We start from the raw sequence: 23,726 nt of genomic DNA, 5'->3' as shown, positions 1-23,726 counted from the left end.
TGACGTTTTTGCAAGAGGCTGCTTTGGAAGAGGCGGCTTTACAAGCGGTGGCGCGCCGGCCCGCGTCAGCGGCGCGCCACAATCGTCGGATAGGATGACGCCATCAATGAGCCGATCACTGACTCCAGCGCGGAGCGAAGCCCGATGACCGTCGCGGCGATGCAGCGTCCGCCCAAAGTCGCGCGCCAATCCGCGGCGGAGGGCGTGCGCCTTGCGCTTTCGGGCGACTGGACGCTCTTCGCCTCTCAGCGCCTGGAGGAGGAGGGCCGTCGAATTGTCGAGGAGGCCCGCCTCGACCGGATGGTCTCGATCGATCTTTCGCAAGTCTCGCAACTCGACACCGCCGGCGCCTGGCTGATCAATCGCGCGCGGCATGATCTGGCGCGCCGCGACGTCGCTGTCACGCTCAAAGACGTGCGGCCTGAATATTCGACCCTGCTCGAAGAAACGCGTTACCGCGACTTCGCTGCGCCCTCGCGGCCGCGGTTCAATGTCATCTTCGTTCTGCTCGCGGATTTTGGCGAATCCATCGTGGACGCGCTTCGCGAATTTTACCGCGGCGTCGGCTTTCTCGGCGAATTCGTCTCCTCGATGATCTATGTGGCCGCCAATCCGCGGCGGTTCAGGCTGACTTCGCTCGTCGCGCAAATCGAGCTGGTCGGCTTTCGCAGCGTCCCGATCATCGTGTTGATCAACATTCTGGTCGGCGGCATCGTCGCCCAACAGGGCATCTTTCAATTGCTCAAGTTCGGCGCGTCCAGCTACACGGTCAGCCTGATCGGCATTCTTGTCTTGCGCGAACTCGGCGTGCTGCTCACCTCGATCATGATCGCCGGCCGTTCAGGCTCGGCGATCACCGCCGAACTCGGCTCGATGAAAATGCGCGAGGAGGTCGACGCGCTGCTGGTGATGGGACTTTCGCCCTTCGAGGTGCTGATCGCGCCGCGCGTGCTCGGTCTGGTGATTTCCCTGCCGATTTTGACCTTCCTCGCCGATATGGCGGCGCTCTTTGGCGGCATGCTCGTGGCCTGGTGGTATGGGGGGATCAGCCCCGCGGCGTTCGCATCATTGCTCAAAGAAGCGATCGCGCTGCACACGTTTCTTGTCGGCATCATCAAGGCGCCCTTCATGGCGCTGGTGATCGGCCTCATCGCGTCGATGGACGGGCTCGCGACGCAGGGCTCCGCCGAATCGCTCGGCCGGCAGGTCACGTCCTCGGTCGTCAAATCAATCTTCATGGTCATTGTGATGGATGGGGTGTTCGCCGTATTTTTTGCGGCGATCGACTATTGAGCGCGGCGATGACCAACGCCTCGGCTCACGCCAACGACGCCGCTCAACCGCGTCCGAATCGCGACGTCATCATCAGCGTGCGCGATCTCGTGGTCGGCTTCGGCGACAAAACCATCATGAAAGGGCTCAGCCTTGACGTCTACCGCGGCGAGGTGCTCGGCTTCGTCGGGGGATCTGGGCAGGGAAAATCGGTGCTCACCCGCGCGATTCTCGGACTCACGCCGACGCGAGGCGGCTCCATTCGGGTTTTTGGGCAAGATCGCGACGCGCTCGCGCCGCTTGAGCGGCGTGCGCTGGAACAGCGTTGGGGCGTGCTGTTTCAGAACGGCGCGCTGTTTTCGGGCCTCACGGTGAAGCAGAATATTCAGATGCCGATGCGCGAAATGCGCGACCTCTCTCAGCGACTGATGGACGAGCTGGCCATGCTGAAGCTCGAGCTTGTTGGCCTCAGTCCCGACGCCGCGGACAAATTTCCGTCAGAATTGTCGGGCGGCATGGTGAAGCGCGCGGCCCTGGCGCGCGCCTTGGCGCTTGATCCCGAGCTTGTGTTCCTGGACGAACCGACATCGGGACTCGATCCGATCAGCGCCGCCGAATTCGACGCGCTGATCGGCACGCTGCAGCAGACCCTCGGGCTGACCGTGTTTATGGTGACGCACGATCTCGACAGCCTGTATTCGATTTGCGACAGGGTGGCGGCGCTCGCTGAAGGTCGGGTCATCGCCGCAGGGCCGCTGGAAACCTTGCTCGCATCCGACCACCCGTGGCTGAAGGCCTATTTCCACGGCGTGCGTGGCGGCAGACTGACTGCGGCGCCCGTTGAGCAGAAGGACGAATAATGGAAACCCGCGCCAACTACGCCCTGATCGGCGCCTTCACGCTGGCGGTCGCCTTCGCCGCCTTTCTTTTCGTCTACTGGTTTTCCGGACCGAGCCAGCTTGGCCGGCAGGATACATTCCAGATTGTCTTCACCGAGGTTTCAGGGCTGAGCCGCGGGTCCTCGGTGCTGTTCAACGGCGTGAAGGTCGGCGAGGTCACGCATCTTGGGATTTCCGAACAGGATCCGAGCAAGGTCGACGTGCTCGTCAGGATCGACAGCAGAACGCCGGTCAAGACCGATACCCGCGCGCGTCTTGAGACGCGGGGCTTTACGGGCGTTTCCGACGTCCTGCTGGTCGGCGGCACCCCCGGCGCGCCGCCTCTGACGGCGCAAGTCGGCCAGAAGTATCCCCAAATTCAGGCCGAGCGCTCCGAAATTCAAAATTTGCTCGTCAATGTTCAGAGCCTGTCGAAAAAGGCCGCCGACGTCCTCGCGAAACTCGACAAGCTCATCGACGACAACGGTCCGGCCATCACCGCGACGCTCACCAACGCTGCAACGGTCAGCAAGACTTTCGCGGACAACTCCGCTTCGATCACGACTTTCATCCACGACGCGACGGACGTCGCACGATCGCTTAAACCGGCGGCGGCGCGGCTCGATCAGCTGCTTGCGGCCGGCGAAAAGACGATCAAGGCGATTGACCCCAAGCAGCTCAAGGCGATCGCCGGCAATATCGCCGGGGCCTCGGAACGCATCAATCGTTTCGCCGCGACGGGGCTGCGCGAATATGGACAGCTCGCTGTGGATGGGCGCAAGGCCGTCGACACATTCGATCGCACGCTGCGTTCGGTTGAGAAAAACCCATCACAATTCATCTTCGGACCGTCCCAGTCCGTGCCGGAGTATCAAGGGCGTTAAATCAATCCAAAGCGTGGCTTTGAGCCAATGCGCGGATCGGTTAGAAGAACGACGCGCTCGACGGGGCGCGCGGGCGAAATGGGGCGACGGGTCGGCATGAAACTGAAGGCGTCCGCTTCGACGCAACGCAAGGTCGCGCAGGCGGCGGTGGTCGTGTCGGTCGCGTTTCTCGTGTCGGCCTGCGCCCAGGCGACGCGCGAGACGTTCGATCTGACGACCGAGACGGGCGCTTTGCGAAGCGTCGCTTTGCGCAGCGGCCCCGCGGTCTTCGTGCCTGAACCAGCCGCCCTCGCGCCGACCTCGTCAGATCGCATCGTGGTTCGCGCCGGCGATGACAGCGTGGCGATTCTTCCCGGCGTGCAGTGGTCGGATCCAATGCCGCGTCTTTTTCAGCGCCGCTTGATTGAAGCGCTGCAGCAGTGCGGTCTTTCAGCCTCTTCCAATTTTGGCGCGCAAACAAAACTGCAGACGGACGTGCGGCGATTCGAGATCGACCTCGCCCGCAATCTCGCCGTCATTGAAGTTTCCGTCCAGCTCGTCGACTCGGGCGGCGGCCGGGCGAAGGCGGCGCGGATCTTTGTCGAAGAGGCGCCGGCGCCGGAACATACCGGCTCGCCAGCGGCGCGGGCGCTCAGCGACGCCGCGGCGCGTATCGCGCTGCGCATCGGTCAATGGACGCGCGCCCGGTTATAGCAACGCTGGCGGGGCGCAACCGCTCAGTCCGGGATCGAACCTTCCCACAGCATGATGTTCAGGCAGGCGAGAAACGCGCCGCTTTGGGACGCCGCTTTAGACGCGCTCGACCAGTCTTCCGCCTCGTCTCGCGTCAAGACGCCCGCGGACACGCAATTCTCCGTCACGCGCGTGAGGTCGAAGATGATCTCCGCCGCGTCGAGACTTCTGACGACCAGCGCATGCGCCTTGCAGCCGATGTTTGCGACGCCGCACTTTTGGAGCAGAACGCCGATTTCTCGGCCGATGTATGGATTGGCGAAAGACTTCTCCCATAGTCCCGCCATCTTCGCCCCGGTTTCGAGTTTCCCGTTGTAGACGAAATATGTTCCCCAATCGGGCTCGGCGACGACGATTCTGCCGCCCTTGCACGTCACCCGGACCATTTCGCGCAGCGCCTCGATGGGGGCGCTGATGTGCTGCAAGGAGCGATCGATTCGAACGCCATCGAACACGCGATCGCCGAAGGGGAGGCCGCGGGAGTCGCCGCCGACGAAAAGCGCGTTGGGAAGCCCCCGCGCCCGTTCTCGCGCCAGGCCGAGAAAGCCATGCGCCGAATCGAGCCCGAAGACGTCGGCGCGCGGGAAGCGCCGCGCAAGTCCGATGACGTCGAAGCCGACGCCGCAGGCCACATCCAATATCTTACTGTTTCCCGATATTTGCAGCGCGTCCCAAGTCTCCTGCTTGTAGCGCTTGAAAAAAGGCGTTTCGTTCATGAAATCGAGACAGCCGGTCAACTCAGACCGCAGCGCGCCATCGGCGTTCCGGAAGCTTAAAGCGATGTCCGTCATCTGCGCGTCTCTTTCGGCGTTTGCCGCTGAATTGCATCGAATGTGGCCTAGGGTCGCGCGCGTCGGGAGGGGCTAGCGCCGCAAACGGACGGGTGCTAACTGAACGGCGACAATTTGGGCAGCGCTGGCGGCGCAACCGCGCGACGCGCGGAAGAAATAGCGGCCGTGGCTTTCCCTGCTTCAAGCACAGTCGGGAGCGCCGCGAAAGTCGAGCATGCATGAGGAAGAGACAGGCGTCATGGCGAAGATGAGCTTTGAGGATGCGGCGACCCGCTATGGCGCGGAACCGGGGGGCGGCGCGCCGACAAAGGTCAAGATCACCTTCGTCGATTCCCAGGGTCAAGCCCGATCCGTCGAGGGCGAGGTCGGTTCGACGGTGATGGAGACAGCCCGGCGCAACGACATTCCGGAGATCGCCGCGGAATGCGGCGGCGCCTGCGCTTGCGCCACCTGTCACGTCTATGTCGATGAAAAATGGGCCGAAAAAACCGGCAAGGCGTCGCAGATGGAGGAGGATATGCTCGACTTCGCCTTTGACGTGAAACCGAACTCGCGGCTGTGCTGCCAGATCACCGTAAGGCCGGAACTCGACGGGCTGGTCTTAACGACCCCCGCCCAGCAGGGCTGACGCGCAATTTTTCCAGACGGCGCCCCAGCGGGTTTGAATCTCTCGACAAATGCGATAGACGAACCGTAAGGGCGAAATTTGAAGCCGGCCGCCGCGCAAGACGCGCCCGCAGCGCCGGCCGGCGACGCCCACGCGACGCGAACGGCGTCTTCGATCTTCCGCGTTTGAGGAATGAGTCGGGAATTGACGATGAACCAGCTTAAAGAAGCCGCGATCGAAACCGATGTGGTCATTATTGGCGCCGGCCCAGCGGGTCTTTTTTCGGTGTTCGAACTCGGCCTGTTGGACATCAAGGCGCATGTCATCGACATTCTTCCGCGCGCCGGCGGCCAGTGCTCGGAACTCTATCCGGAAAAGCCGATCTATGACATTCCCGGCCTGCCGGTCTGCACCGGCCAGGAGCTGACGGACAATCTCCTGAAGCAGATCGAGCCGTTTCACCCGACCTTTCATTTCAACGAAATGGTCGAAACGCTCGTGTCGCTGGGAACGGCCGAAAAGCCGGAATTTCGCCTCAGCACCGACGCGGGGAAAATTTTCCACGCCAAGGTCGTCTTCATCGCCGCCGGCGGGGGATCGTTCCAGCCCAAGAAGCCGCCGATCCCGAAGATCGAATCCTATGAGGGGAAGTCGGTGTTTTACGCCGTGCGCCGCATGGAGGACTTCCGCGACAAGAACGTCGTTATCGTCGGCGGCGGCGACTCGGCGCTCGACTGGACGATCAACCTGCACCCGGTGGCGAAAAGCATCACGCTCGTCCATCGTCGCGATCAGTTCCGCGCCGCGCCGCATTCCGTCTCGGCGATGCAGGAGCTCGTCGCCGCGGGCAAGATCGACTTCAAGCTCGGCCAGATCACTGCGGTCGAAGGCGAAGATGGCGAACTGGCGAGCGCGGTCCTCAAGGGCAATGACGGCGTCGTAGAGAAGCTCGCCTGCGAGCGCCTGATGCCGTTCTTCGGCCTCACCATGAAGCTTGGCCCCGTCGCCGATTGGGGGCTTCAGCTCAATGAAAACCTCATTCCCGTCGACACCGAGAAATTCGAAACGAGTCACCCCGGCATTTTCGCCGTCGGCGACATCAACTCTTATCCCGGCAAGTTGAAGCTCATCCTTTCGGGCTTCCACGAGGTCGCGCTCGCCGCGCAGAAGGCGCATCGTTACGTCTATCCCGACAAGAAGCTTCTGTTCCAATACACGACGTCCTCGACCAATCTCCAAAAGAAGCTCGGGGTCTCCTGACGTCGGCTGACGCTGAGACGTCCGCGGCCGTCGTCGACGTGTTCTTCATCGACGTCGCGAAGATCGCCGACGACGAATGGCCGAAGCTCGCTGCGCTTCTCGACGAAGCCGAAACAGCACGGGCGGCGCGTTTCGCTTTCGACTCCGATCGCCGCGCCTATGTCGCCGCGCATGCGCTGTTGCGCGCAAGCCTTTCCGAGCGCGCGAAAGGGATTGCGCCCGCCGCGTGGCGATTCGGCGTGACGCCGCACGGCAAGCCGTTCCTGCTGTCGCCGCACGCCGGCGTTGACGTCAGCCTGTCGCATACGCGGGGCATGGCCGCCGTGGCGATCGCGTCAGGTCGCGACATCGGCGTCGACGTCGAATCGTTTCTCAAGCCACGGGACGCCCTGAGGGTGGCGGAGCGCTTCTTTGCGCCCGAAGAGGCGGCGATCGTGCGCGCCCAATCCGATCCACAGTCGCAAAGCGAAGTTTTCTTTGCGATCTGGACCCTCAAGGAGGCCGTCCTGAAGGCCGACGGGCGCGGCCTGGCGGGCGGGCTCGACAGCTTTGTCGTCAAGCTGTCGCCGCTCGCCGTTAGCAGCGATTCCAGCGAGAGCTACGGCGTCGCCCAGTGGCGGCGCGCGGGTTTCTTCATCGCTGCTGCGGCGCGCGGCGAGATCAATTTCCGTCTCATGGAAAAGCACGCGGCCGCGCTGATCCAGGCTGCCGATTCATTTGAAGCCTGAGCCCGGCGCGCTAGTTGTTTCGCGGGTTCTCCGGGCGCATGCATTGGAGGGTTTTATGACTGGCTTGTTGCTCATCGTCTTGCTCTACGGCGCCGGTTTGCTCGCACTGGCCGTTTACCTCCAGCCGAATAGTTTCGTGGTGCGGCGCGAGGCGGTCATCAATGCGCCGCCGCGACAGGTTTTTGCCGCGATCAACAATCTGCGCAATTGGCAGTCTTGGTCACCCTGGGCGAAACTCGATCCAAACGCTGAAATTCAATATGAGGGACCCGCAGCGGGCCCCGGCGCCGCCTTCGAATGGTCCGGCGACAAGAGTGTCGGCGCAGGGCGCATGACCATCGTCGACAGTCGACCGACCGAGCGCGTCGACCTCAGACTCGATATGCGCAAGCCCTTTGCGGCCGCCAATGACGTGACCTTTTTTCTCGCACCTGACGGCGAACTGACGAAAGGTCGATGGCTCGCGCGCGCTCTGGGTTTGGGCGGCGATTCCGCGGCGCATAAGACTCATGTCGTTTGGAGCATGTCCGGCAACGCCAGCCTCGCGAGCAGGGCTATGAACATCTTCGTCAGCCGCGACAAGATGATCGGCGATCAGTTCGAGAAAGGCCTCGAAAATCTCGGCGCGCATCTCAGCACATAGCGACAGGCCTCCGACCGCGCCCGGCTCTTGCGTCGCGCGCTGCGAAACGCCATCTGGATGGCGGCCGTAACGCGCTCTCCGCTCGGCGGCGCGACGCGCCACGATTGATGCAGGTGATTGACTCGCATGACCGAAATGTTCGAGGCCGCCTTGGCGGCGCTGCGCCAGATCGTGACGCCGCCGTTCCGCGCGGTGCTGCTCAAGAGTCTCGGCATGACGTTCCTGTTGCTGGCGCTCGCCTGGGTGGGTCTCGACAAGCTCGCCATGTCCTTCGTGATGGTCGAGCATCCCTGGCTGCGGACGGCTTTGACCTATGCGACGGGCGCCGGATTGTTCTTCCTGATGGCGTTTCTCATCGCCCCCGTCTCCGTGCTGGTGTCGGGACTATTCCTCGACGATCTCGCCGATCACGTCGAAGCGGACCTCTATCCGCCGGGACAACACGGTCGCGCCATTCCGGCGACCCAGGCGATTCTCATGGGCCTGCGCTTTGCTGGGATTTCGGCGATCGTCAATTTTTTCGCGCTGCTGCTGCTCTTCGTGCCGGGAATAAACGCCGCAGCCTTCCTCCTCGCCAACGCCTATCTTTTCGGGCGCGAGTATTTTCTCTTCGCCGCGACGCGCTTTCGCTCGCTGCAAGAGTCGGAAGAGTTGCGCCGTCGCCATGCGCCATGGCTCTTCGTCGCCGGACTGTTTATCGCCGTCTTCGTCGCGACGCCGGGATTGAACGTGCTGACGCCGCTCTTTGCCGTCGCCTTCATGACCCGCATCCATCGGATGCTGCCGCCAAGCCCGCGTGGAGAAACGGCGCCGTCCGACCGCCGGCGCTAGCGCGGAAGCGACGCGGTCAGCGCGAGGCGGATTCGCCCAGCCGCTGCGTCTGATATTGCCCGACCTTGCGGAAGCGATAGAGATAGGTCGGCACGATCGACTCGATCGATTGCGGATCGGCGATTCCGAGACCTTGAAGCGTGCGCGCGTCGGCCTTCGCCGCGTCGCTGACCACATTGTCGTGCTTGAGCAGTTCGACCTGATCACGCGTCATGCGCAAAAGCGTCGGAAACAGTCCGAGCGAAAGTTTGGTCAGCAACTGCGTCACGCTGGCCATAAGCTTGCCGGCGCCGAAGGAGAGTTTCAGGATTCGGCGCTGGCGCTGCGTGACCTTCAGAACATAGTCGACGATCTCCGCGAAGCTTTTGACCTCCGGACCGCCGAGTTCATAAGCGACGCCCTGTTTGGCATGACCGGCGAGCGCGATCGCCACCGCGTCGGCGACGTCGCCGACATAGACGGGTTGGAATTTCGTCTCGGCGCCGACGATCGGCACGAACGGAAAGTAGCGCGCCATGGTGGCGAAGCGGTTGAAGAAATCATCTTCCGGCCCGAAAATCACTGAGGGGCGCAGAATGACCGCGGAAGGAACCGCCGCAAGCACCGCGGCTTCGCCTTCCGCCTTGCTTCGCCCATAGGCCGAACGCGACTGCGGATCGGCGCCGATGGCGGAAATATGCACGACATTGCCGATGCCGGCGGCTTTCGCCGCCTCGGCGATCACGCGCGCCCCGCCCGCCTGCACGGTCGCAAATTTCTGCGCGCCGGTTTCAGCAAGGATGCCGACAAGATTAACCACCGCCGAGGCGCCGCGCAGCGCCGCCGCAATCGACTCCGGACTGCGCACATTGGCCTGTACCGCCATCACCTGGCCGACGCGGCCGAGCGGCTGAAGAAAGAAGGCGAGGTCGGGCCGCCGGCAGGCGACGCGCACGCGCCAGCCGTCGCGCGCCAGCGCCCGGACGACGTAGCGGCCGACAAAGCCGGAGCCGCCGAACACCGTCACCACCCGTCCTTCGCCAATGGTCTGGTTATTGTCGCCGATCATTGCGATTTGCTCCGCTTGCGCCGCGCCGGCTCCCGCCGGAAAAATGGTCGCTAAGGCTCTAGCGAAATTTGACGACGAAGGAAATGCGCGAGGCGGGCGCCGCTGCGACCTGGGCGGCCATGCGGTTTTGCATACAGCGCGCATTGACACGAGGCGTCCGCTGCCCCTATGAGACGCGCTCTATGCCCAGGTGGCGGAATTGGTAGACGCGCTGGTTTCAGGTACCAGTGGTGAAAGCCGTGGAGGTTCGAGTCCTCTCCTGGGCACCATTTCCTTACTTATCCACATCCGATAATGTCCGATAAGGCCTAAAATTACAGGTGCTTACGACGCGTTTTGATCCGAAGGCATCCGGTTAGCTCCGTTGACATCCGGCCTGCCTGTTGGCCTTGATGTTGGCTTCGAGTGTCTACTCGAACATCGAGGCCAACAAATGCCGCTGTCTGACACCGCTATCCGGGGCGCGAAGCCGGACCCGAGTCGCACGATCAAACTATCTGATGGCGGCGGTCTTCAGCTTTGGGTGCAGCCGACGGGGGCGAAGCTCTGGAACCTCGCCTACAGGTTCGGGGGCAAGCAGCGAAAACTCGCGATCGGCCCATACGCTGCGATCGGTTTGAAGGACGCGCGAGACCGGCGGGACGCTGCCAAGCGACTCTTGATCGACGGGATCGATCCCAGCCAGAACAAGCGGACCGAAAAGTTGGCCTCGGAAGCGCAGAAGGCCAACAGCTTCGAGGCCATCAGTCGAGAGTTGCTGGATAAGAAAAGGCGCGAAGGTAAGGCCGATGCCACGCTGGCGAAGGTCGAATGGTTGATCGGCCTTGCGCTGCCGGACCTTGGACCCCGTCCCATCGCAGAGATTTGCGCCCCGGAAGTGCTAGCGACTCTGCGCAAGGTCGAGGTCCGGGGGAGGCTGGAGACCGCACGCCGCATGCGGGCGACCATCGGAGAAGTGTTTCGCTATGCAGTCGCGACTGGTCGGGCGCAGGGCGATCCGACGGGCGCATTGCGCGGAGCGCTGACGACGCCGCAAGTCACCCACCGCGCTGCCATTATCGATCCGAAGGGGTTAGGGGAGCTGCTGCGGGCCGTAGAGGGCCATGCCGGTGCCCCAGAGGTCCGGATGGCGCTTCAGCTGCTGGCTCTCACGTTCACGCGCCCCGGCGAACTGCGGATGGCCGAATGGACGGAATTCGACCTCGTCGCATCGGTCTGGACGATTCCGGGCAAGAGAATGAAGATGCGGCGACCGCACCGTGTGCCGCTGTCGCGGCAGACGCTCGATTTGTTGAGTGAGGTTCGTAAGATCAGCGGCAATCGGACGCTCGTGTTTCCCGGTGCTCGCGATCCCAAACGTCCATTGTCGGAAAATACTCTCAATGCCGCTTTGCGTCGCTTGGGGTATTCCAAGGATGAAATGACCGCGCACGGCTTCAGAGCCGCAGCTTCTTCGATCCTGAATGAAAGCGGAAAATGGAACGCCGACGCTATTGAAGCGCAGTTGGCGCACGTCGAAAGGAATTCCATTCGTCGCGCCTACGCGCGCGCTGAATTTTGGGACGAGCGCATCCGTTTGATGGACCATTGGGCGAACTTGCTCGATGAAATTCGGAACCAATAAGACGCCGATACCAATAACCCGGTGAGGGGGTGTGAACTAACTCTTCGTCCGCGAGCCGGTTAGCCAACAAAGGTGTCGGCGCGTTTCTGCCTCAAAACATCAAGGTGCAGCGGTCACTCGCGGAAGGCAGAAAGGTCAGGAAACGCGGGGCTTCCAGGCGTCCAGAACTCTACACTTTCTGAGTGCATTTCGTAGAAATCGCGGTCGACTGTGACGCGGATCGGTTTTGGCAGAATGCCGTTTTCGTACCGGTAATCCTTCGCGTCCAAGCGCGCAGCGTCGGTTCCCTTCGGCAACAAGATCGGACGGTCAAGGATGGCGCGGAGGTCCGCGAGCGTGATTGCAGGCTCCGGGCGGACAGGCATTTCAAGGTCGGCGTCGGCGAAGTCGTCGAGGTTAATGCCTTCGGCCTGGCCGACGTCGATCGCAGCGTTAATGTCGCGTACGGCGCCTTCCGTACGGCCCGGCTCAGTACCTGCGCTCAGCACGGTGGCCTTAATGAGGGTCGGCAGGCGGGCGAGAATTGGTTGCAGGCCGCCGACGACGCTCTCGAACAGCTTAATGCGGTTGCGTGCCGCCATGTAGACGTCGGCTTCGACGGTGTCGGCATAGTGAAGGTTGACGATCCGAATATCCGTAAACCGCTGACCAAGGCGATCTATTCGCCCGATGCGTTGTTCAACGCGCATTGGATTCCAAGGCATGTCGTAATTTACTAGGGCACCGCAGAACTGAAAATTCAATCCTTCCGCGGCGGCGTCAGTGCAGACGAGAATGTCGGCTTTTCCTTCCCGGAACCGGCGCTTCACGTCTTCGCGCGTGATGGTTTTCCAAGCGCCGTCATTGCCCCGGACTTCGCCGCCACGACCCGAGAAGCACATGATGGAGCGCCCCGTTGTTTTGGCGAGATGGTCGCGCAGATAGTCCATCGTGTCGGTGAACTGGGTGAATACCATAGCCTGTGGGAAGCCAGCGGCCTGAAGTTCGGCGAGGACGCCGACCAGCTGGATGGCCTTGGTGTCGGTCGGCAGCGTCCCGATTTCAGCGACGAGATCGTCGATGGTCGCGACTTCCTCGGCATTGAGCGCTTGGCGCTCCGCCTCGGACAGCGCGTCGGTATCGATATCGTCGCCGGCCTCGCCGAGATCGGCGGCGTCTTCCTCAAGGCGCAATTCATCCTCAGGCGACGAACCGGAGGTGACGCCCGATTTGCGCTTTTCGAGGGTGTTACGCAGCGCAAAGAAGCTGGACGCGAGGCGACGTCTGTAGATCGTCATGACGAAGCCCACGGCGTTTCGCTGTTCCTGAGCAGCCGCGTTATAGGCGTGCGAGATATAATTCTCGACCTTGGTGTAGAGGGCGCTTTCTTCGGGCGACAGATGGATGAATTTGTCTTCGACCCGGCGGTTCGCGATGCGCGCATCGATCTTGCCGGCTTGAACCATTTTGCGCAGCAGTTCGCGCGTGTGGCGCGAGATCAGCGTCCTGACTGGCGTTGTCCGTCGGATCAGCGCGATCGCGCCCCGCCGTTGCTCGGGCGTGAACTGGCGGCGCGGAATAGAAGAATCCTCGCGAAGGCCGTCGAGCACGCGTTTAGCTTGGAAGCGGCTGAGCTTACTGCGTTTTTCGGCTTCTTCGCGCGAGATTTGCCCATAGACACGCTCGGTCGCGCGGAACAAGCCCGCAAGCCAGTCCAGCGACTCGTTCGTTATGGTTTCTTTTCGGACCTCGACGAAGAAGCGCTCGAAGGCCGAGGGCGTCCATTCGGCGGGTAAACCGAGCAAGTCGAGCAGATCCCAGAGTTCGACCGGGTGAACCTGAAGGGGCGTTGCAGTTAGCAGGACAAGCCCTTCGGTGCGGTGACGAAGTTCCCGCATCAGGCGCAGGAGCGCGTTCGGTCCGCTTTCTTGGGCCGTGCCTGCGCCCCGCCGGCGGGCATGATGGGCTTCGTCGAGCACGACGAGGCCCCAAGGCCCGGCGTCGGTCAACAGCTCTGGGCGCCGGTCCTGCCGCCGCGCCAGGTGGCTCGACATGATCACGAACGGTTCGCGATGCCAATCGGCGCGAGTAACGAACTTGATTGTGCAGTGATCGGTCGCGGGCGAGTGGTACCAGATCAGCTTGTGGCCGTCGTAGATCGGCCAGTTCAGATTGAATTTTTCGCGAAGTTCGATCTGCCACTGCTTGCAGACGGATTTTGGCGCCAGGACGAGTGCGCGCTTTATACGATCCGCGAGCCAAGCCTGCCTTAGGAGCAGGCCTGCCTGGATCGTCTTGCCGAGGCCGACTTCGTCAGCGATCAGCAGCTTCGGGGGCCAGTTTTGATAGAGGCGTTGAAAGGCGCGGACCTGATGAGCCCATGGCACGACTGCCGACGTGGCTTCGCCGACACGTTCGCCGCCGTTGGGGCTTTGCGCAGCGTTTGCAATCCGACGCCAGAGTTCGGACCGCTCCTCGTCGATGGGCGTTCTGCCAGCCTCCGCCTCATCGGCAAGGCTTGGCAGGAGGATTGTCGGCGTTAAAGTATGATTGCCTTCCGCTTGTTGCAGAAGAAGCGGCGTCTTGTCTGGATCAGGCAGGAACCCGAGAAGCTTTTCGCGGACGGCCGTCGGGACATCGAACACCATCGCGCGGGTGGCTTTGTCCGCCCAGAGTTTGGCGAAGCTGCCTTCTTCTTGCTCGACGCGGGGACCGTCATTCCAGGACGTGAAGCAGTTGAAGCTTTCCCAGTTCGTCATCCAGCCGGCGGCAGTTTCATTGATGCTGCCGGTGAAGGCGATCCTGTCCCCGGTCTTGTCCTCGATGATTCCGGTCTTCTCGTGAAAGATCGCGCCATTTCGGACGGGCCGACGATTGAGGTCGCAGGGGATGGCGACCTTCAGATCGAGGTAGCCGCGAGCGATCATCCAGGCAAGCAGCTGAAGTGCGTCGATGCTCTTGGGATCGGCGAAGAAGTCTGGCGTTGCCAGAATCTGACGCTCGATCACGGCGCGAATTGCTTCGCCTTTTTCGACTGCCTCGATTTCTTCGGCGCCGAGAGTGCAGCCGACGAGCAGGCGCATCCTGCCGTCGTTGAGGACGAGGCCTTCGACGCCACGGGCCGCCAAGGCGAGGGCCGTCGCCGAAAAATAGCCGGTGATCCTGTCGTAGCGTTGAGCGGACCGCAGGGCAGGGACATAGAAAAGCCGGATGAGGTCGCCGTCATCCAGCGTGTATTTCAGCTTCCAGACATGATCCTGAAGCAGGCTCACGCGACGGGCTCTTCCTGCCACAGCTTAAGCTGTTGCGGTTCGTCGACACGATCGGCGAATGCGAGGCGCCGAAGCTTTTCGAGCGCGTCGAAGTCATCGCTGGCATTCTTGAGGTCGCCCGAGAGCTCAATTTGCGTGAACGTGCTCGACGGCGGCAAGACTTCGAGGATTGCTTCGAGCGCGTTCATAAATGCCGGATCATCAGTCATTCCGGCGTCTTTGATGAACTCGCGCGCAGCTTCGATTGAGCGAGTCCGGCCGCGATGCGCTGCGTATTGAAGCGCATCGATCATGCCGCGAGTCCCGTCGCCTGCGCCAAGCGACCCTTTTTCTGAACGGGTCTTGCTGTCCCAAAGTTTGATGTCTGAGCCCTTCTTTTCACAAATGCGTCCGATCAACTGATCCAAGTCTGCGCCAACCGCGCGTGCCAAACGAAGGCCTTCATCGTAGGCAAAAACTGGGGCTTTAAACGCGTCCCATGCCAAGACGTAAAACGACGTGGCCGAGTCGAGATCCTCTTTTCCTCGCAGGTGCGTCAATTGATTGAGTCGCCAGGTCTTGACTTCGCGGCGCGCCGCTTCAAGCGCGTCTTCTGGAGTCACGGCGTAAGGGTCGAATGGTTCTTCGAACATTTCAGCTTGTTTACGACGACGCTTCGCAAGCGGTTCAGGCCGCGGTGTACCTCGCTTGAGAGGCCAATGCTTAGAAAATTCTTCAAGGGCAGGGCCAAAGCTTGCCAGGTAGAGATCGACGCCGGCGACTCCAGCTTCTTGAAATTCCGAAATTCTGGTTCGAACTGCTTTTGACAGCAGCGGTTCGACATCTTCCCAATACGCGAAGTCGGAGGATTGCTTCAAACGAGGCCTGCAGGTCAGGAAAATTGTCGAGTTTGCAGCAGCTTTGTTCCTGATGTGGAGCGAAGACTCCGCCTCGGTGCTTATTGGCCAAGACGCAGTGATCGTGAAACCTGCTTCCATCAGCCCTTTCGTAAGAGCGTCCCAAGCGCCCGTTGCCTTATGAGTAAACATAAGGGTCATAATTCCGCCTTCACTTAGGACGCGACGACATTCCTCAAAAATGCGTTGCATGCGATCTTGATAGTCGCGTCCGGCTTTCGAACGGGCTCCGCTGCCATCATTAAATTTCGCGGGGTTCGCAACTGCCTCCCTCTCCTTGTCGGTGAGGCTTCTTGTGAAAAGTTCGGGGACGACGAGCGCGGCTGTTCTCTTGAGCCAGACATAGAAAAAATCAGAAAGTTCAGCATACATTACATTGTCATAATAGGGTGGATCCATCACCACGATATCGATAGATCCGTCAGGAATATGTCCCAATGATTCACCCGACTCGCAGCTGAGCGTTAATGCCGTTTTGACCGGCGGAGTTTTGAGTGAAGCGAACAGATCAGACGAAGCCGGATCATGTTGGGTGATGGAGATTAATTCTTTTAAGGCGCTCTGCGTTTGGCCGAGCACCCACTCGAACCCCGCGCCTGTACGCGCCCCAGCGAATTCTGCATACGTCCATGTCATAGAATAATTGTGATTTGAAAAGACCTGCCGAATTCTGCCGGTCGTTGCATCCCAAAACGAAGATCTCGCGTTATATACGGTAAGTTTATCGAGGCTCATGGCCAGATAGACGAAGGCCGCCCTCACTACATCCGTGGTTGAGCCGCCTTGATACTCGCCAAGAAGCTCGCGAAAAATTTGAACGCCTAATCCGTGACAAAGAAGCTGACGAGGAGAGAACAGATCCCGCCACGCCTTCATCCCATAGAGACGATGGCCGCGATCGTAATTTGACGGAACCCCAATTTCTTCGTTGGGAATGATGTCGAGAGCTGTCCACTCGTCTGCAAGTTCGGAAAGCACATTTCGAACGTGTGCCTGATTGTCATCGACTGCAGATGCGGCGCGATACCCCCGCTCCCACTTAGGTCTTCCATTCTTGCCTTTGGAGCGGGTACGAAATCGATATGCGATGGCCACAAGCTTGTCGCCCATACGGCCCGATTGCGCCTCTTTCTTGATGTGATCACCGCCGATCGGACGATTGCAGTCTGGAAATGGGCACAAGCCATCGCCGTCGGCAATCGTAGCGGGGGATTGCTCAGCGACCGATGAGACGACCGTAAACTCGCAATTCCGTTTAGAATCTCCAGGTCCTGTTCCACATATCGGGGATATTTGAAGCCCGGTGCCATCGGCAGCGAGCTTCCACGCTTGGGCAAGCGGGACGACGCCATCGCAGTATGGGCACTTGACAGTGCGGCTCCAAATATACCCCAGCACTTGCGTGTCCGGCTTTTCCGCCGGATACACATGCTCAAAGCGCTTATTTGCAATTTCAAGAAAGCGCTTCGATAAAGAGTCAAATTCTGACAACACCTCCAAACCGAACAAAAATGGGTATTCGACAGTCGCTTTTTCGATCAACGCAGCAACTGGATTGAGGTCATTTGCGAAAACATTCAGGCCGAGTCGGACCCCCTCGAACGGAATGCTGCCGCCCCCAGCTGTTGGGTCCAGCAGTACGGAACCAAGAGCGGATTGTTTTAGCCACGCTAGATCTTTGGCCGTCGGTTGATACTTGAACGCTCGATCGTAACCATATGGATTGGAGCCCAAATTCTCGCCAGTCCGCTTCGCCCGGTCAATTGCTCGTTTAGTGGCGATGGGGTCACCGTGGATACCTAAACAATGCATAAAAGACGATCGGTTTGCGTTAGTGGGTAACAGAGATGCGAGAATCGCTGCGCGCGACGCGACGAGTGGGCGACGAGCCCACCAGGTGTGCAAGTAGTAAACCGCCGGAAGGGCAGACAGAGACCGCCTCTCACGCAAGCTTTCTTCGCCTAGCGCAGCGATTGGCATCCATCGCTCAATCAAGCGCACGTCGGATATATCTGATGCCTGGGTCATTTGCGTTTCGGATCCGTCAAGAGGACGCGAAGCGCGGTGAGCACGCGACGCGGATTACGCCGATGGACGGCCATGCCGAGCCAGTACGCGGCTTCTTCGCGGCTCATCTCGTCAATGCCTTCGGACACGAGCCGCATGGCGTCACGGCTGCGCATGGGCGCGAGAGTGCGGAACAGGAGCGCGAGGGGCAGGGCTGATTCCTCTGGAATCGACGAGCCCATGCCTTCGATCGGCAGTATGTCGATCCGAATGCCGGCGGCCTTCAGGCGCTTGAGGACGCGATTCTCGACGAGCTCGAGATTCCGGCCGCGTAGGCCGGCGACGCGGTGAGGCGTCGAAATCTGGGGCGTCGATGCCGACGGCATTTGCCAGATTTCGAGTTCGGTGTCGCCGGGGCCATGGCGCCGCGCGCGAAGCTCATATTTGGGCAGGGTTCTTGGCGTTGCCATGAAATCCTCTTGTAAACGCAGAACACGCATTACTTGACCTCCGCGATCGCCTCGACATGAGCCGCCGCGCTTGCAAAGCGCGTGAGCTTTTCGATGAATTTTTCAGGCGCATCAGCGGTCATCAGAAGTGCAGGCTCGAAGTCGAAGACGAGGAGGGTCTTCAGGTCGGTCTCGGCAGCCGCCCGGAACTGCGGTTCCAGGTAGCTCTTCATGACGGACGCATCGTTCGGCGAGCCGGTGAAGTTGAACTCCATCGTGCTGCCTTCAGCGGTCTGGTAGCCGCCTTCCATCTGGATGCTGCGCTTGGCGCCTTGGACGCCGGCGACGACGGGTACGAGTTTGAATGCATCGCCGAATTCGAAGAGCTTGATCGAGACACGGTCGATCTTGTCGACCGCGGCCGACCTGGCCTTGCCGAAAACTTGAGCCAAGGCTTCTTTGAGGATGCCCTCGGCCGAGAAGACGCGCGATCCAGCGGCCGCCGTAGCGGTCGGAGTTGAAGGCCCGCCGGCGTCTCCAGTCAGAATTGCGCCGGATCCTTCGGAAAAGCCCTTGGCCACGGCTGCACCAGAAGTGCTTGTCGACGGTGCAGACCCCAATGTTGTCTGCTGTGCTGTCTGCCGCGGCCAGATCCCCTTGTTCTTGGCGAATTCGATCGTGAACAGGTTGCCGAGTTCATCGATTTGGATGGTCGGCATCGGATCGCCCTGACCGGCGATCAAGCCTTCATGCTGATAGATGTAAATGTTCTCCTCGATGCCCTTTCGGACGAGCTTTCGGAAGACGTCATCCGATAGCAGGATCGAGAGCGATGGATCCTTCCGGAATTCATCGCGCAGATCGCGCGTACTGATCTGGCCTTTCTTCAGGGGCGTCCGATCGCGGATGTAGGATGGCGATTCCGGATTGTCGGACGCGTCGCGCAGCTTTCCCTGCTCCTGTAGCTGGCGGAAGATCTGTAGTTGGCCTGCGCCAGGCTTTTCGGACGCGTTTTGCAGGTCGATGACCGCATGCCCGAGCTGGACCGAGCCGTCGCCAAGGCCGATTTTGGATGGATAAAGGACGTGTCGGTAGCAATGCTGGATTGCGATGGCGACGGCAGATTCTGCTCGTCCTTCCTCGACACGCACTGCTTCCTGCTGGTGAGCGGCTAGTTCAGCAAGCCGCTCGGGGCGTTTGAGCTCGCGGAGGGCCAGGCGGCGAGTCGTTTTCGCCTTCATGTTCGGTACCTGATGTTCGTCCGCGAGTACGAAAACCAGGTTGTTGCGAAGCGAGCGAATGCCTTGGCCGTCGGAGCCTTTGCGCTCGTAAATCTTGGAAACAAGGTCAGGCACCCCCTTAATGTCCGGACCGACGTCGATCGCGTCGTGCGAAAGCAGCACTAGGCGCGGCTTGCCGTCGCCGATGTCGTCTGGAACGTCGTAGGGGCCGGAAGCGAACGGTACGAAATCGAAAATTGATCCGCCGAATATCTGCTTGATGCGGTCGCGCAGCTCGATCCTGGATGTTTCCGGATCGACGTTCTTTTCCTCACGCGAAATGACCTGCGTGAGGTTGGCTTCGGCGTTGAAGCGCAGTGGCGCATTCGGCCGGTCGTCGAGATAGGCCGAATCTTGCCGGAAGCGCTGGCGCGCGTCGTCGATGAAGCTGAGGTCGGCCGCCGGGCTCAGGATCGAGACGCGAAGGTGGTCTGGCGCGATTCCCTTGAGATCGTTATTGAATGCGAATGTGTGCACAAAGGCCGTCCGAGCGACGTAGGTCGCGTATGGCAGCAGGCCGCGGTAATGCTTGTCATCGATTTCCTGGGCGAGCGCGGGCTTGGTCTCGATTGTGGCGATATCGCCCTTGATCGCCGAAATGTAGTTCGATTGCTGAAGGCGAGTGGTGAATTCGGACCGTATGTCTTCCTGACCTGGGTCGATGTGGTGGAGATGGATGGCTGTGGCATCCTTTGGGGGCTTGGCCCAAACGTGACGGACGGTCTTGGCGAGAATCCGCAACATGCCGCGAACGCGCTGGAAATTGCCGAGCGTCGCGGTCTTGCTCGTCAGCGTCTCGAGAACGTCGGGATGAAACGGATAGGTATCGCGGAATTCTTCGACGAGGCTTGTGCGGCGTGCAGCCTCGGATAGGGCATTCTTATTGTCGGCCCATAGCAAACGGTAGGCTTCGATAGCGACCGCAGCCGCTGCATCGTCGATGTGCGCGAAGATGCGACGCCTGATGACCTTGGCGGTCTCATCGTCCTTTGTCGGGTTGAGATGGGTCGCTTTGCGGCCCGAAACGCTCTCAAGCTCAAGCATAGCAATTGAGATGAATTCGTTTTCTTCGCCAAAGGCGTCGATGCCTTTGCCGTCCTGGCGGACGGCAAGCGTGTAGACGACCGCGGCATTGGGCGTGGACTCGATCGCCGTGAGCAGGGCCTTCATGAAGGCCGTGAGTTGGTCACGGCCGCCCATGTGCTGGACCTTGCGAAGGTATTCGCCGAGCTCGTCCAACACGATCAGGATGGGGTCGGAGCCGAACAACTCGCGAATCGTATCGGTGCCAGGCGCAATTTTTTCTTCGTCCGAGCGCCGAACGATCTCGTAGCCGGCCTTGCCCGCGAGCTGGTAGGCGATTTCGCCCCAGGGGGTGAAGGCGCGGATTCCGTCGCCCATCGGACGGCCGTTTGCAGCGTCAGCGTTTTCACCGTCAAAGGCGGCGATCCGAACGTGACCTTTCGGAATGAGAACAGGGTCGACGAATTCCGCTACGTTTGCGACGTCGACCATGCCACGGGCTGCGTGCACGAGCGCGATTAAGCCGTGCGTTTTGCCGCCGCCGAAGGACGTGTCGAGTCGGAAGACCGCGGAAATCGCTTGTCCACTGCCGGACAGACGTTTGCAGACGTTCTTCAGGAGTTCCTTGAGGCCCTCGGTGGGATAGGTGTTGGCGAAGAACTGTGACGGCTTCTTGTAGTCGTCCGTGGCGTCGCCGCGCAGGACGCGCGAAAGGTTCGCTGCAAAGTCGCTGTCTGAAATCGTGCCGTCCAGGACGTCCTGACGAGGGCGGCAGGTATCAAAAATGGTCGGAATACTCATCGGTTAATCCCTTGATGTCTTTTTGAAAACTCGCCTTGGTGGCAGCGGCAGAATCATTTGTTCGCTTCGCTGCCAGTGCGCTTCGTCTTCAGATCGCGTTGCGCGCCTGGCGACGTTGGAGCCAGATGTTCGGCCTTACGATCGTGTTTGTATGATTCGCCTGGCCCGTCGCCATTGGCCATTTTGTGCTCCGGTTAAGCTCAGTTCTGAAAACACGATTCGTCCAGGTCAGTGTCGCAAGGTCATGGTAGGCCAATCTGAGACGAAGCAACATCGCGGTTCAATGCGTTGCGAACTGTCATGGGGTGCCACTTTCCGCCGCGCGAGGTCGGAATTCCGCGTGCGTTCATCGCGTCCGCGATCTGACGAAGCGTGGTCGCTCCGGAGCTGCGAATTTCCTCGACAATCGGGAGCACGTTGGCGGCGGCGCGATCTGCGTCCGCCTTGATTGAAGCAACAGCGGCCCGACGGGCGGTCGCAAGTTCCGGATTACCGAGTTTGGTGCCACGTGACTTTGCGGCGGCCAGGGCCGCCTTGGTGCGGGACGAGATCAGGGCGCGCTCTTTCTCCGCCAACGCGGCATAAAGATGCAGGACGAACGAGTCGACATCAGGTCCCAATTCCGCGACGACGAACGGTATCCGATGCGTCATTAGGCCGGAGATGAAGTGCACGTCGCGCGACAATCTGTCGAGTTTGGCGACCACCACAGAGCACCGCAGAGTACGTGCCTTCGCGAGCGCGGCGGCAAGTTCGGGGCGCCGGTCGAGCGCATCTGCCCCCTTGCCGGTCTCGACTTCGACGAACTCGGACACGATTTCGAACCGTTCAGAAGCTGCGAAACGTAGGAGCGCGTCCCGTTGTGCCTCAATGCCCAGCCCTGACCGACCCTGCTGGTTCGTGCTGACCCGGATATACGCCACGAGCGATTTCATAGGAGCGTTCCAAATGATCGTATAAGAATTATACGAGCATTTAGAATTTATACAAGCTGCTACTATGCGGATTGCGGCGGTCCATCGACCTTTGCCAACGCCAATTGCAGAAGACGCTTGAGGTCGCCCCCGATCTCGGCAGCGGACAAACGGTTGCGGACCAATTCGCGTTGCCGCTCCGGGGAAATCGTCCCGTAGCTTGAAACTGTGGTTACGATGTCTTCGTGTCCGAGATTCTGTGACCAGGCCTTCAATGCCTCCAGGTCGAGTTTGCGGTCATAGGCAACCTGCATGATCGTTTTCCGAAAGAGGTGCGGGTGGAAGTACGGAAGACTAACGGCCTCGAAGGATCGCTTGAAAATCGCGCGCATCGGCCCGGCATTCGCCCAAGGCGCTCGGTCGAGGCCCGCGACTCGAAATCCGCTTTCCGGATCAGCGATAACGCGCGTCTTGGGAAAGATCGGGTCCGACGGTCCGAACCCCCGTTTCCGAAGGAAGGCAATCCATTCGACGACAATGCCTTCGATGAATTCGTCGAGCGGGAAAAACCAGCTTGTGAATGACTTGGAAAGTTTCGTGTCCACGTCTCGGCCGTCCTGATGGACGAGCGCGGCCGAAACATCGACATGCTTTAAGCGGAGCGTCACGATCGCCCCGTCCCGGGCACCAGTCAGGATAGTGAAAGCGATCAATGCCCTGTCGCGCATTTCGATCTCGGTGACCGCCGGCAATGAACGCAGGACCATTTCGACCTGCGCTAGGGTGGGGAACGGTTTAAACCTGCGAGCGGATGCGACGCGCGCCAGCTTTTCAGCAGGATTGAAATATGCAGCGTCGGCTGCCTTCACAGAGCGCCTATATCCAGGTTCTTGAGCGAGCCATTCGAAGAAGGCCTTGAGATGTGAAAGGCGGCTCTTGATAGTCGCTGCAGCCAGTGGCCTTCCGGTGCGTTCGTTCTTTGCGTCCAGAAGGCGAGCCTTGTATCCGCGTGCTTGCTCAATGTGGAACCGGCGGAAATCGCGGTACCTACTGTATGCGTCAAACTCGTCGAGCGACTGCGCAACCGCGTCGATCGACGCCTCGTCGCGCCCTTTCGCGTCCTTCAAGAAGGCGAGATAGTTGCGCTTCATTCGCTCGTTCTCGTGATGGCGCTTCATTGCGTTTTCTCGTGCGGTTTGAAATCAACATTTGAGGGCAGAGAGCCACTATCGCTTAGACGCTCTTGGCGTTCGGATGTGTTTAGGCGTGCAATTTTGACCCCCTAAGCCGGGGGATCGGCGTCCAAAATTGACCCCCATCTGAACTGTTTGCAGGTCTGCCCGCTTTGGCATCGAGCGGGCGGTGGGGGATGCTTGTTGTGGAGACGATTGGCCGGATTCGGCGGGAGCATTTCCAGAAGGGCAAGTCGATCAAGGAGATTGCCCGTGATCTGAAGATATCGCGCAATACGGTTCGCAAGGTTCTGCGATCAGGCGAGACGTCGTTTTCCTACGAGCGGGAGATTCAGCCGCGTCCCAAGCTCGGCGCCTGGAAGGCGGAGATCGACCGAGTGCTCGCGGAGAATGCAACAAAGCCGGCGCGCGAGCGGCTGACGTTGATCCGTGTGTTCGAAGAGTTGCGGGCGCTTGGCTATGACGGCGGGTATGACGCGGTGCGGCGTTATGCGCGGAATTGGGCGCGAGACCATGCCAGCGAGACGACGAGCGCCTTTGTGCCGCTGAGCTTTGCGCCGGGCGAGGCTTACCAGTTCGATTGGAGCCACGAAATCGTTCTGATGAATGGCGTG

The 23,726-nt window shown here is 60.5% G+C and carries 18 protein-coding genes, 1 tRNA gene and 1 pseudogene; 12 read left to right on the top strand and 8 right to left on the bottom strand.

From position 1 onward, the window contains the following. The first annotated feature begins 144 nt into the window (after positions 1–144). From IYY11_RS15430 to IYY11_RS15415, 4 genes are all read left to right on the top strand, one after another. Positions 145–1,293 carry an ABC transporter permease gene (locus IYY11_RS15430; RefSeq protein WP_246720019.1) on the top strand — a complete coding sequence of 383 codons (1,149 nt, stop codon included), beginning with the start codon at positions 145–147 and terminating at the stop codon, positions 1,291–1,293. 8 nt (positions 1,294–1,301) lie between these two features. Next, positions 1,302–2,132: an ABC transporter ATP-binding protein gene (locus IYY11_RS15425; RefSeq protein ID WP_196404666.1), complete on the top strand. Its 831-nt coding sequence runs from the start codon at positions 1,302–1,304 to the stop codon at positions 2,130–2,132. Further along, positions 2,132–3,034: an MlaD family protein gene (locus tag IYY11_RS15420; protein ID WP_196404665.1), complete on the top strand. Its 903-nt coding sequence runs from the start codon at positions 2,132–2,134 to the stop codon at positions 3,032–3,034. The genes IYY11_RS15425 and IYY11_RS15420 overlap by 1 nt, the downstream gene beginning before the upstream one ends. A gap of 96 nt (positions 3,035–3,130) precedes the next feature. Continuing rightward, positions 3,131–3,727 (top strand): ABC-type transport auxiliary lipoprotein family protein, encoded by a 597-nt coding sequence (locus tag IYY11_RS15415; RefSeq protein WP_196404664.1) that lies wholly within the window; start codon positions 3,131–3,133, stop codon positions 3,725–3,727. A 23-nt stretch (positions 3,728–3,750) separates the two neighbouring features. Here IYY11_RS15415 and IYY11_RS15410 read toward each other — a convergent pair whose 3' ends face one another. After that, complete coding sequence (locus IYY11_RS15410; RefSeq protein ID WP_196404663.1) at positions 3,751–4,557, bottom strand: methyltransferase domain-containing protein; 807 nt, start codon at positions 4,555–4,557, stop codon at positions 3,751–3,753. Between the two features lie 238 nt (positions 4,558–4,795). On the opposite strand from IYY11_RS15410, the gene IYY11_RS15405 reads away from it, so the two are divergent. From IYY11_RS15405 to IYY11_RS15385, 5 genes are all read left to right on the top strand, one after another. After that, the gene (locus tag IYY11_RS15405) at positions 4,796–5,185 is read left to right on the top strand and encodes a 2Fe-2S iron-sulfur cluster-binding protein (protein WP_210330768.1); all 390 of its coding nucleotides are present in this window, start codon (positions 4,796–4,798) and stop codon (positions 5,183–5,185) included. Positions 5,186–5,374: 189 nt separating this feature from the next. After that, positions 5,375–6,424, top strand: a complete 1,050-nt coding sequence (locus tag IYY11_RS15400) for an NAD(P)/FAD-dependent oxidoreductase (protein ID WP_196404662.1) — start codon at positions 5,375–5,377, stop codon at positions 6,422–6,424. Between the two features lie 38 nt (positions 6,425–6,462). After that, a complete protein-coding gene (locus tag IYY11_RS23485) occupies positions 6,463–7,152 on the top strand; it encodes a 4'-phosphopantetheinyl transferase superfamily protein (protein WP_196404661.1) in 690 nt (229 codons plus the stop codon). A gap of 55 nt (positions 7,153–7,207) precedes the next feature. After that, entirely contained in the window at positions 7,208–7,795 is a 588-nt protein-coding gene (locus IYY11_RS15390; RefSeq protein WP_196404660.1) for an SRPBCC family protein, read from the top strand. Between the two features lie 126 nt (positions 7,796–7,921). Beyond that, the gene (locus IYY11_RS15385; RefSeq protein ID WP_196404659.1) at positions 7,922–8,626 is read left to right on the top strand and encodes a sulfate transporter family protein; all 705 of its coding nucleotides are present in this window, start codon (positions 7,922–7,924) and stop codon (positions 8,624–8,626) included. A gap of 16 nt (positions 8,627–8,642) precedes the next feature. Here IYY11_RS15385 and IYY11_RS15380 read toward each other — a convergent pair whose 3' ends face one another. Then, entirely contained in the window at positions 8,643–9,674 is a 1,032-nt protein-coding gene (locus IYY11_RS15380; protein WP_196404658.1) for a complex I NDUFA9 subunit family protein, read from the bottom strand. A 184-nt stretch (positions 9,675–9,858) separates the two neighbouring features. On the opposite strand from IYY11_RS15380, the gene IYY11_RS15375 reads away from it, so the two are divergent. Together IYY11_RS15375 and IYY11_RS15370 are read left to right on the top strand one after the other, a co-directional pair. Beyond that, a tRNA-Leu gene (locus IYY11_RS15375) sits at positions 9,859–9,943 on the top strand. A gap of 164 nt (positions 9,944–10,107) precedes the next feature. Further along, on the top strand, positions 10,108–11,298 hold the full coding sequence (locus IYY11_RS15370; RefSeq protein WP_196404657.1) for a tyrosine-type recombinase/integrase: 1,191 nt from the start codon (positions 10,108–10,110) through the stop codon (positions 11,296–11,298). A 113-nt stretch (positions 11,299–11,411) separates the two neighbouring features. Here IYY11_RS15370 and IYY11_RS15365 read toward each other — a convergent pair whose 3' ends face one another. The 6 genes from IYY11_RS15365 to IYY11_RS15340 form a co-directional block, all read right to left on the bottom strand. Further along, a complete protein-coding gene (locus IYY11_RS15365) occupies positions 11,412–14,549 on the bottom strand; it encodes a helicase-related protein (protein WP_196404656.1) in 3,138 nt (1,045 codons plus the stop codon). Then, positions 14,546–17,473: a DUF1156 domain-containing protein gene (locus tag IYY11_RS15360; protein ID WP_196404655.1), complete on the bottom strand. Its 2,928-nt coding sequence runs from the start codon at positions 17,471–17,473 to the stop codon at positions 14,546–14,548. Before IYY11_RS15360 ends, IYY11_RS15365 begins: the two co-directional genes overlap by 4 nt. Continuing rightward, the gene (locus IYY11_RS15355; protein ID WP_246720017.1) at positions 17,470–17,922 is read right to left on the bottom strand and encodes a hypothetical protein; all 453 of its coding nucleotides are present in this window, start codon (positions 17,920–17,922) and stop codon (positions 17,470–17,472) included. The genes IYY11_RS15360 and IYY11_RS15355 overlap by 4 nt, the downstream gene beginning before the upstream one ends. A 29-nt stretch (positions 17,923–17,951) precedes the next feature. Beyond that, on the bottom strand, positions 17,952–21,005 hold the full coding sequence (locus IYY11_RS15350; protein ID WP_196404653.1) for an ATP-binding protein: 3,054 nt from the start codon (positions 21,003–21,005) through the stop codon (positions 17,952–17,954). Positions 21,006–21,247: 242 nt separating this feature from the next. Further along, positions 21,248–21,940, bottom strand: coding sequence for a recombinase family protein (locus tag IYY11_RS15345; protein WP_196404652.1), 693 nt, complete (start codon positions 21,938–21,940; stop codon positions 21,248–21,250). Between the two features lie 62 nt (positions 21,941–22,002). Continuing rightward, complete coding sequence (locus tag IYY11_RS15340) at positions 22,003–23,097, bottom strand: site-specific integrase (protein WP_196404651.1); 1,095 nt, start codon at positions 23,095–23,097, stop codon at positions 22,003–22,005. 191 nt (positions 23,098–23,288) lie between these two features. On the opposite strand from IYY11_RS15340, the pseudogene IYY11_RS15335 reads away from it, so the two are divergent. Further along, a pseudogene (locus IYY11_RS15335) lies at positions 23,289–23,726 on the top strand (IS21 family transposase); the annotation flags it as partial.

Origin of the sequence: Methylocystis sp. H62 (assembly GCF_015709515.1) — a bacterium.
Taxonomy (GTDB): Bacteria; Pseudomonadota; Alphaproteobacteria; order Rhizobiales; family Beijerinckiaceae; genus Methylocystis.
This window is presented reverse-complemented; position numbering and strand designations above follow the sequence as displayed.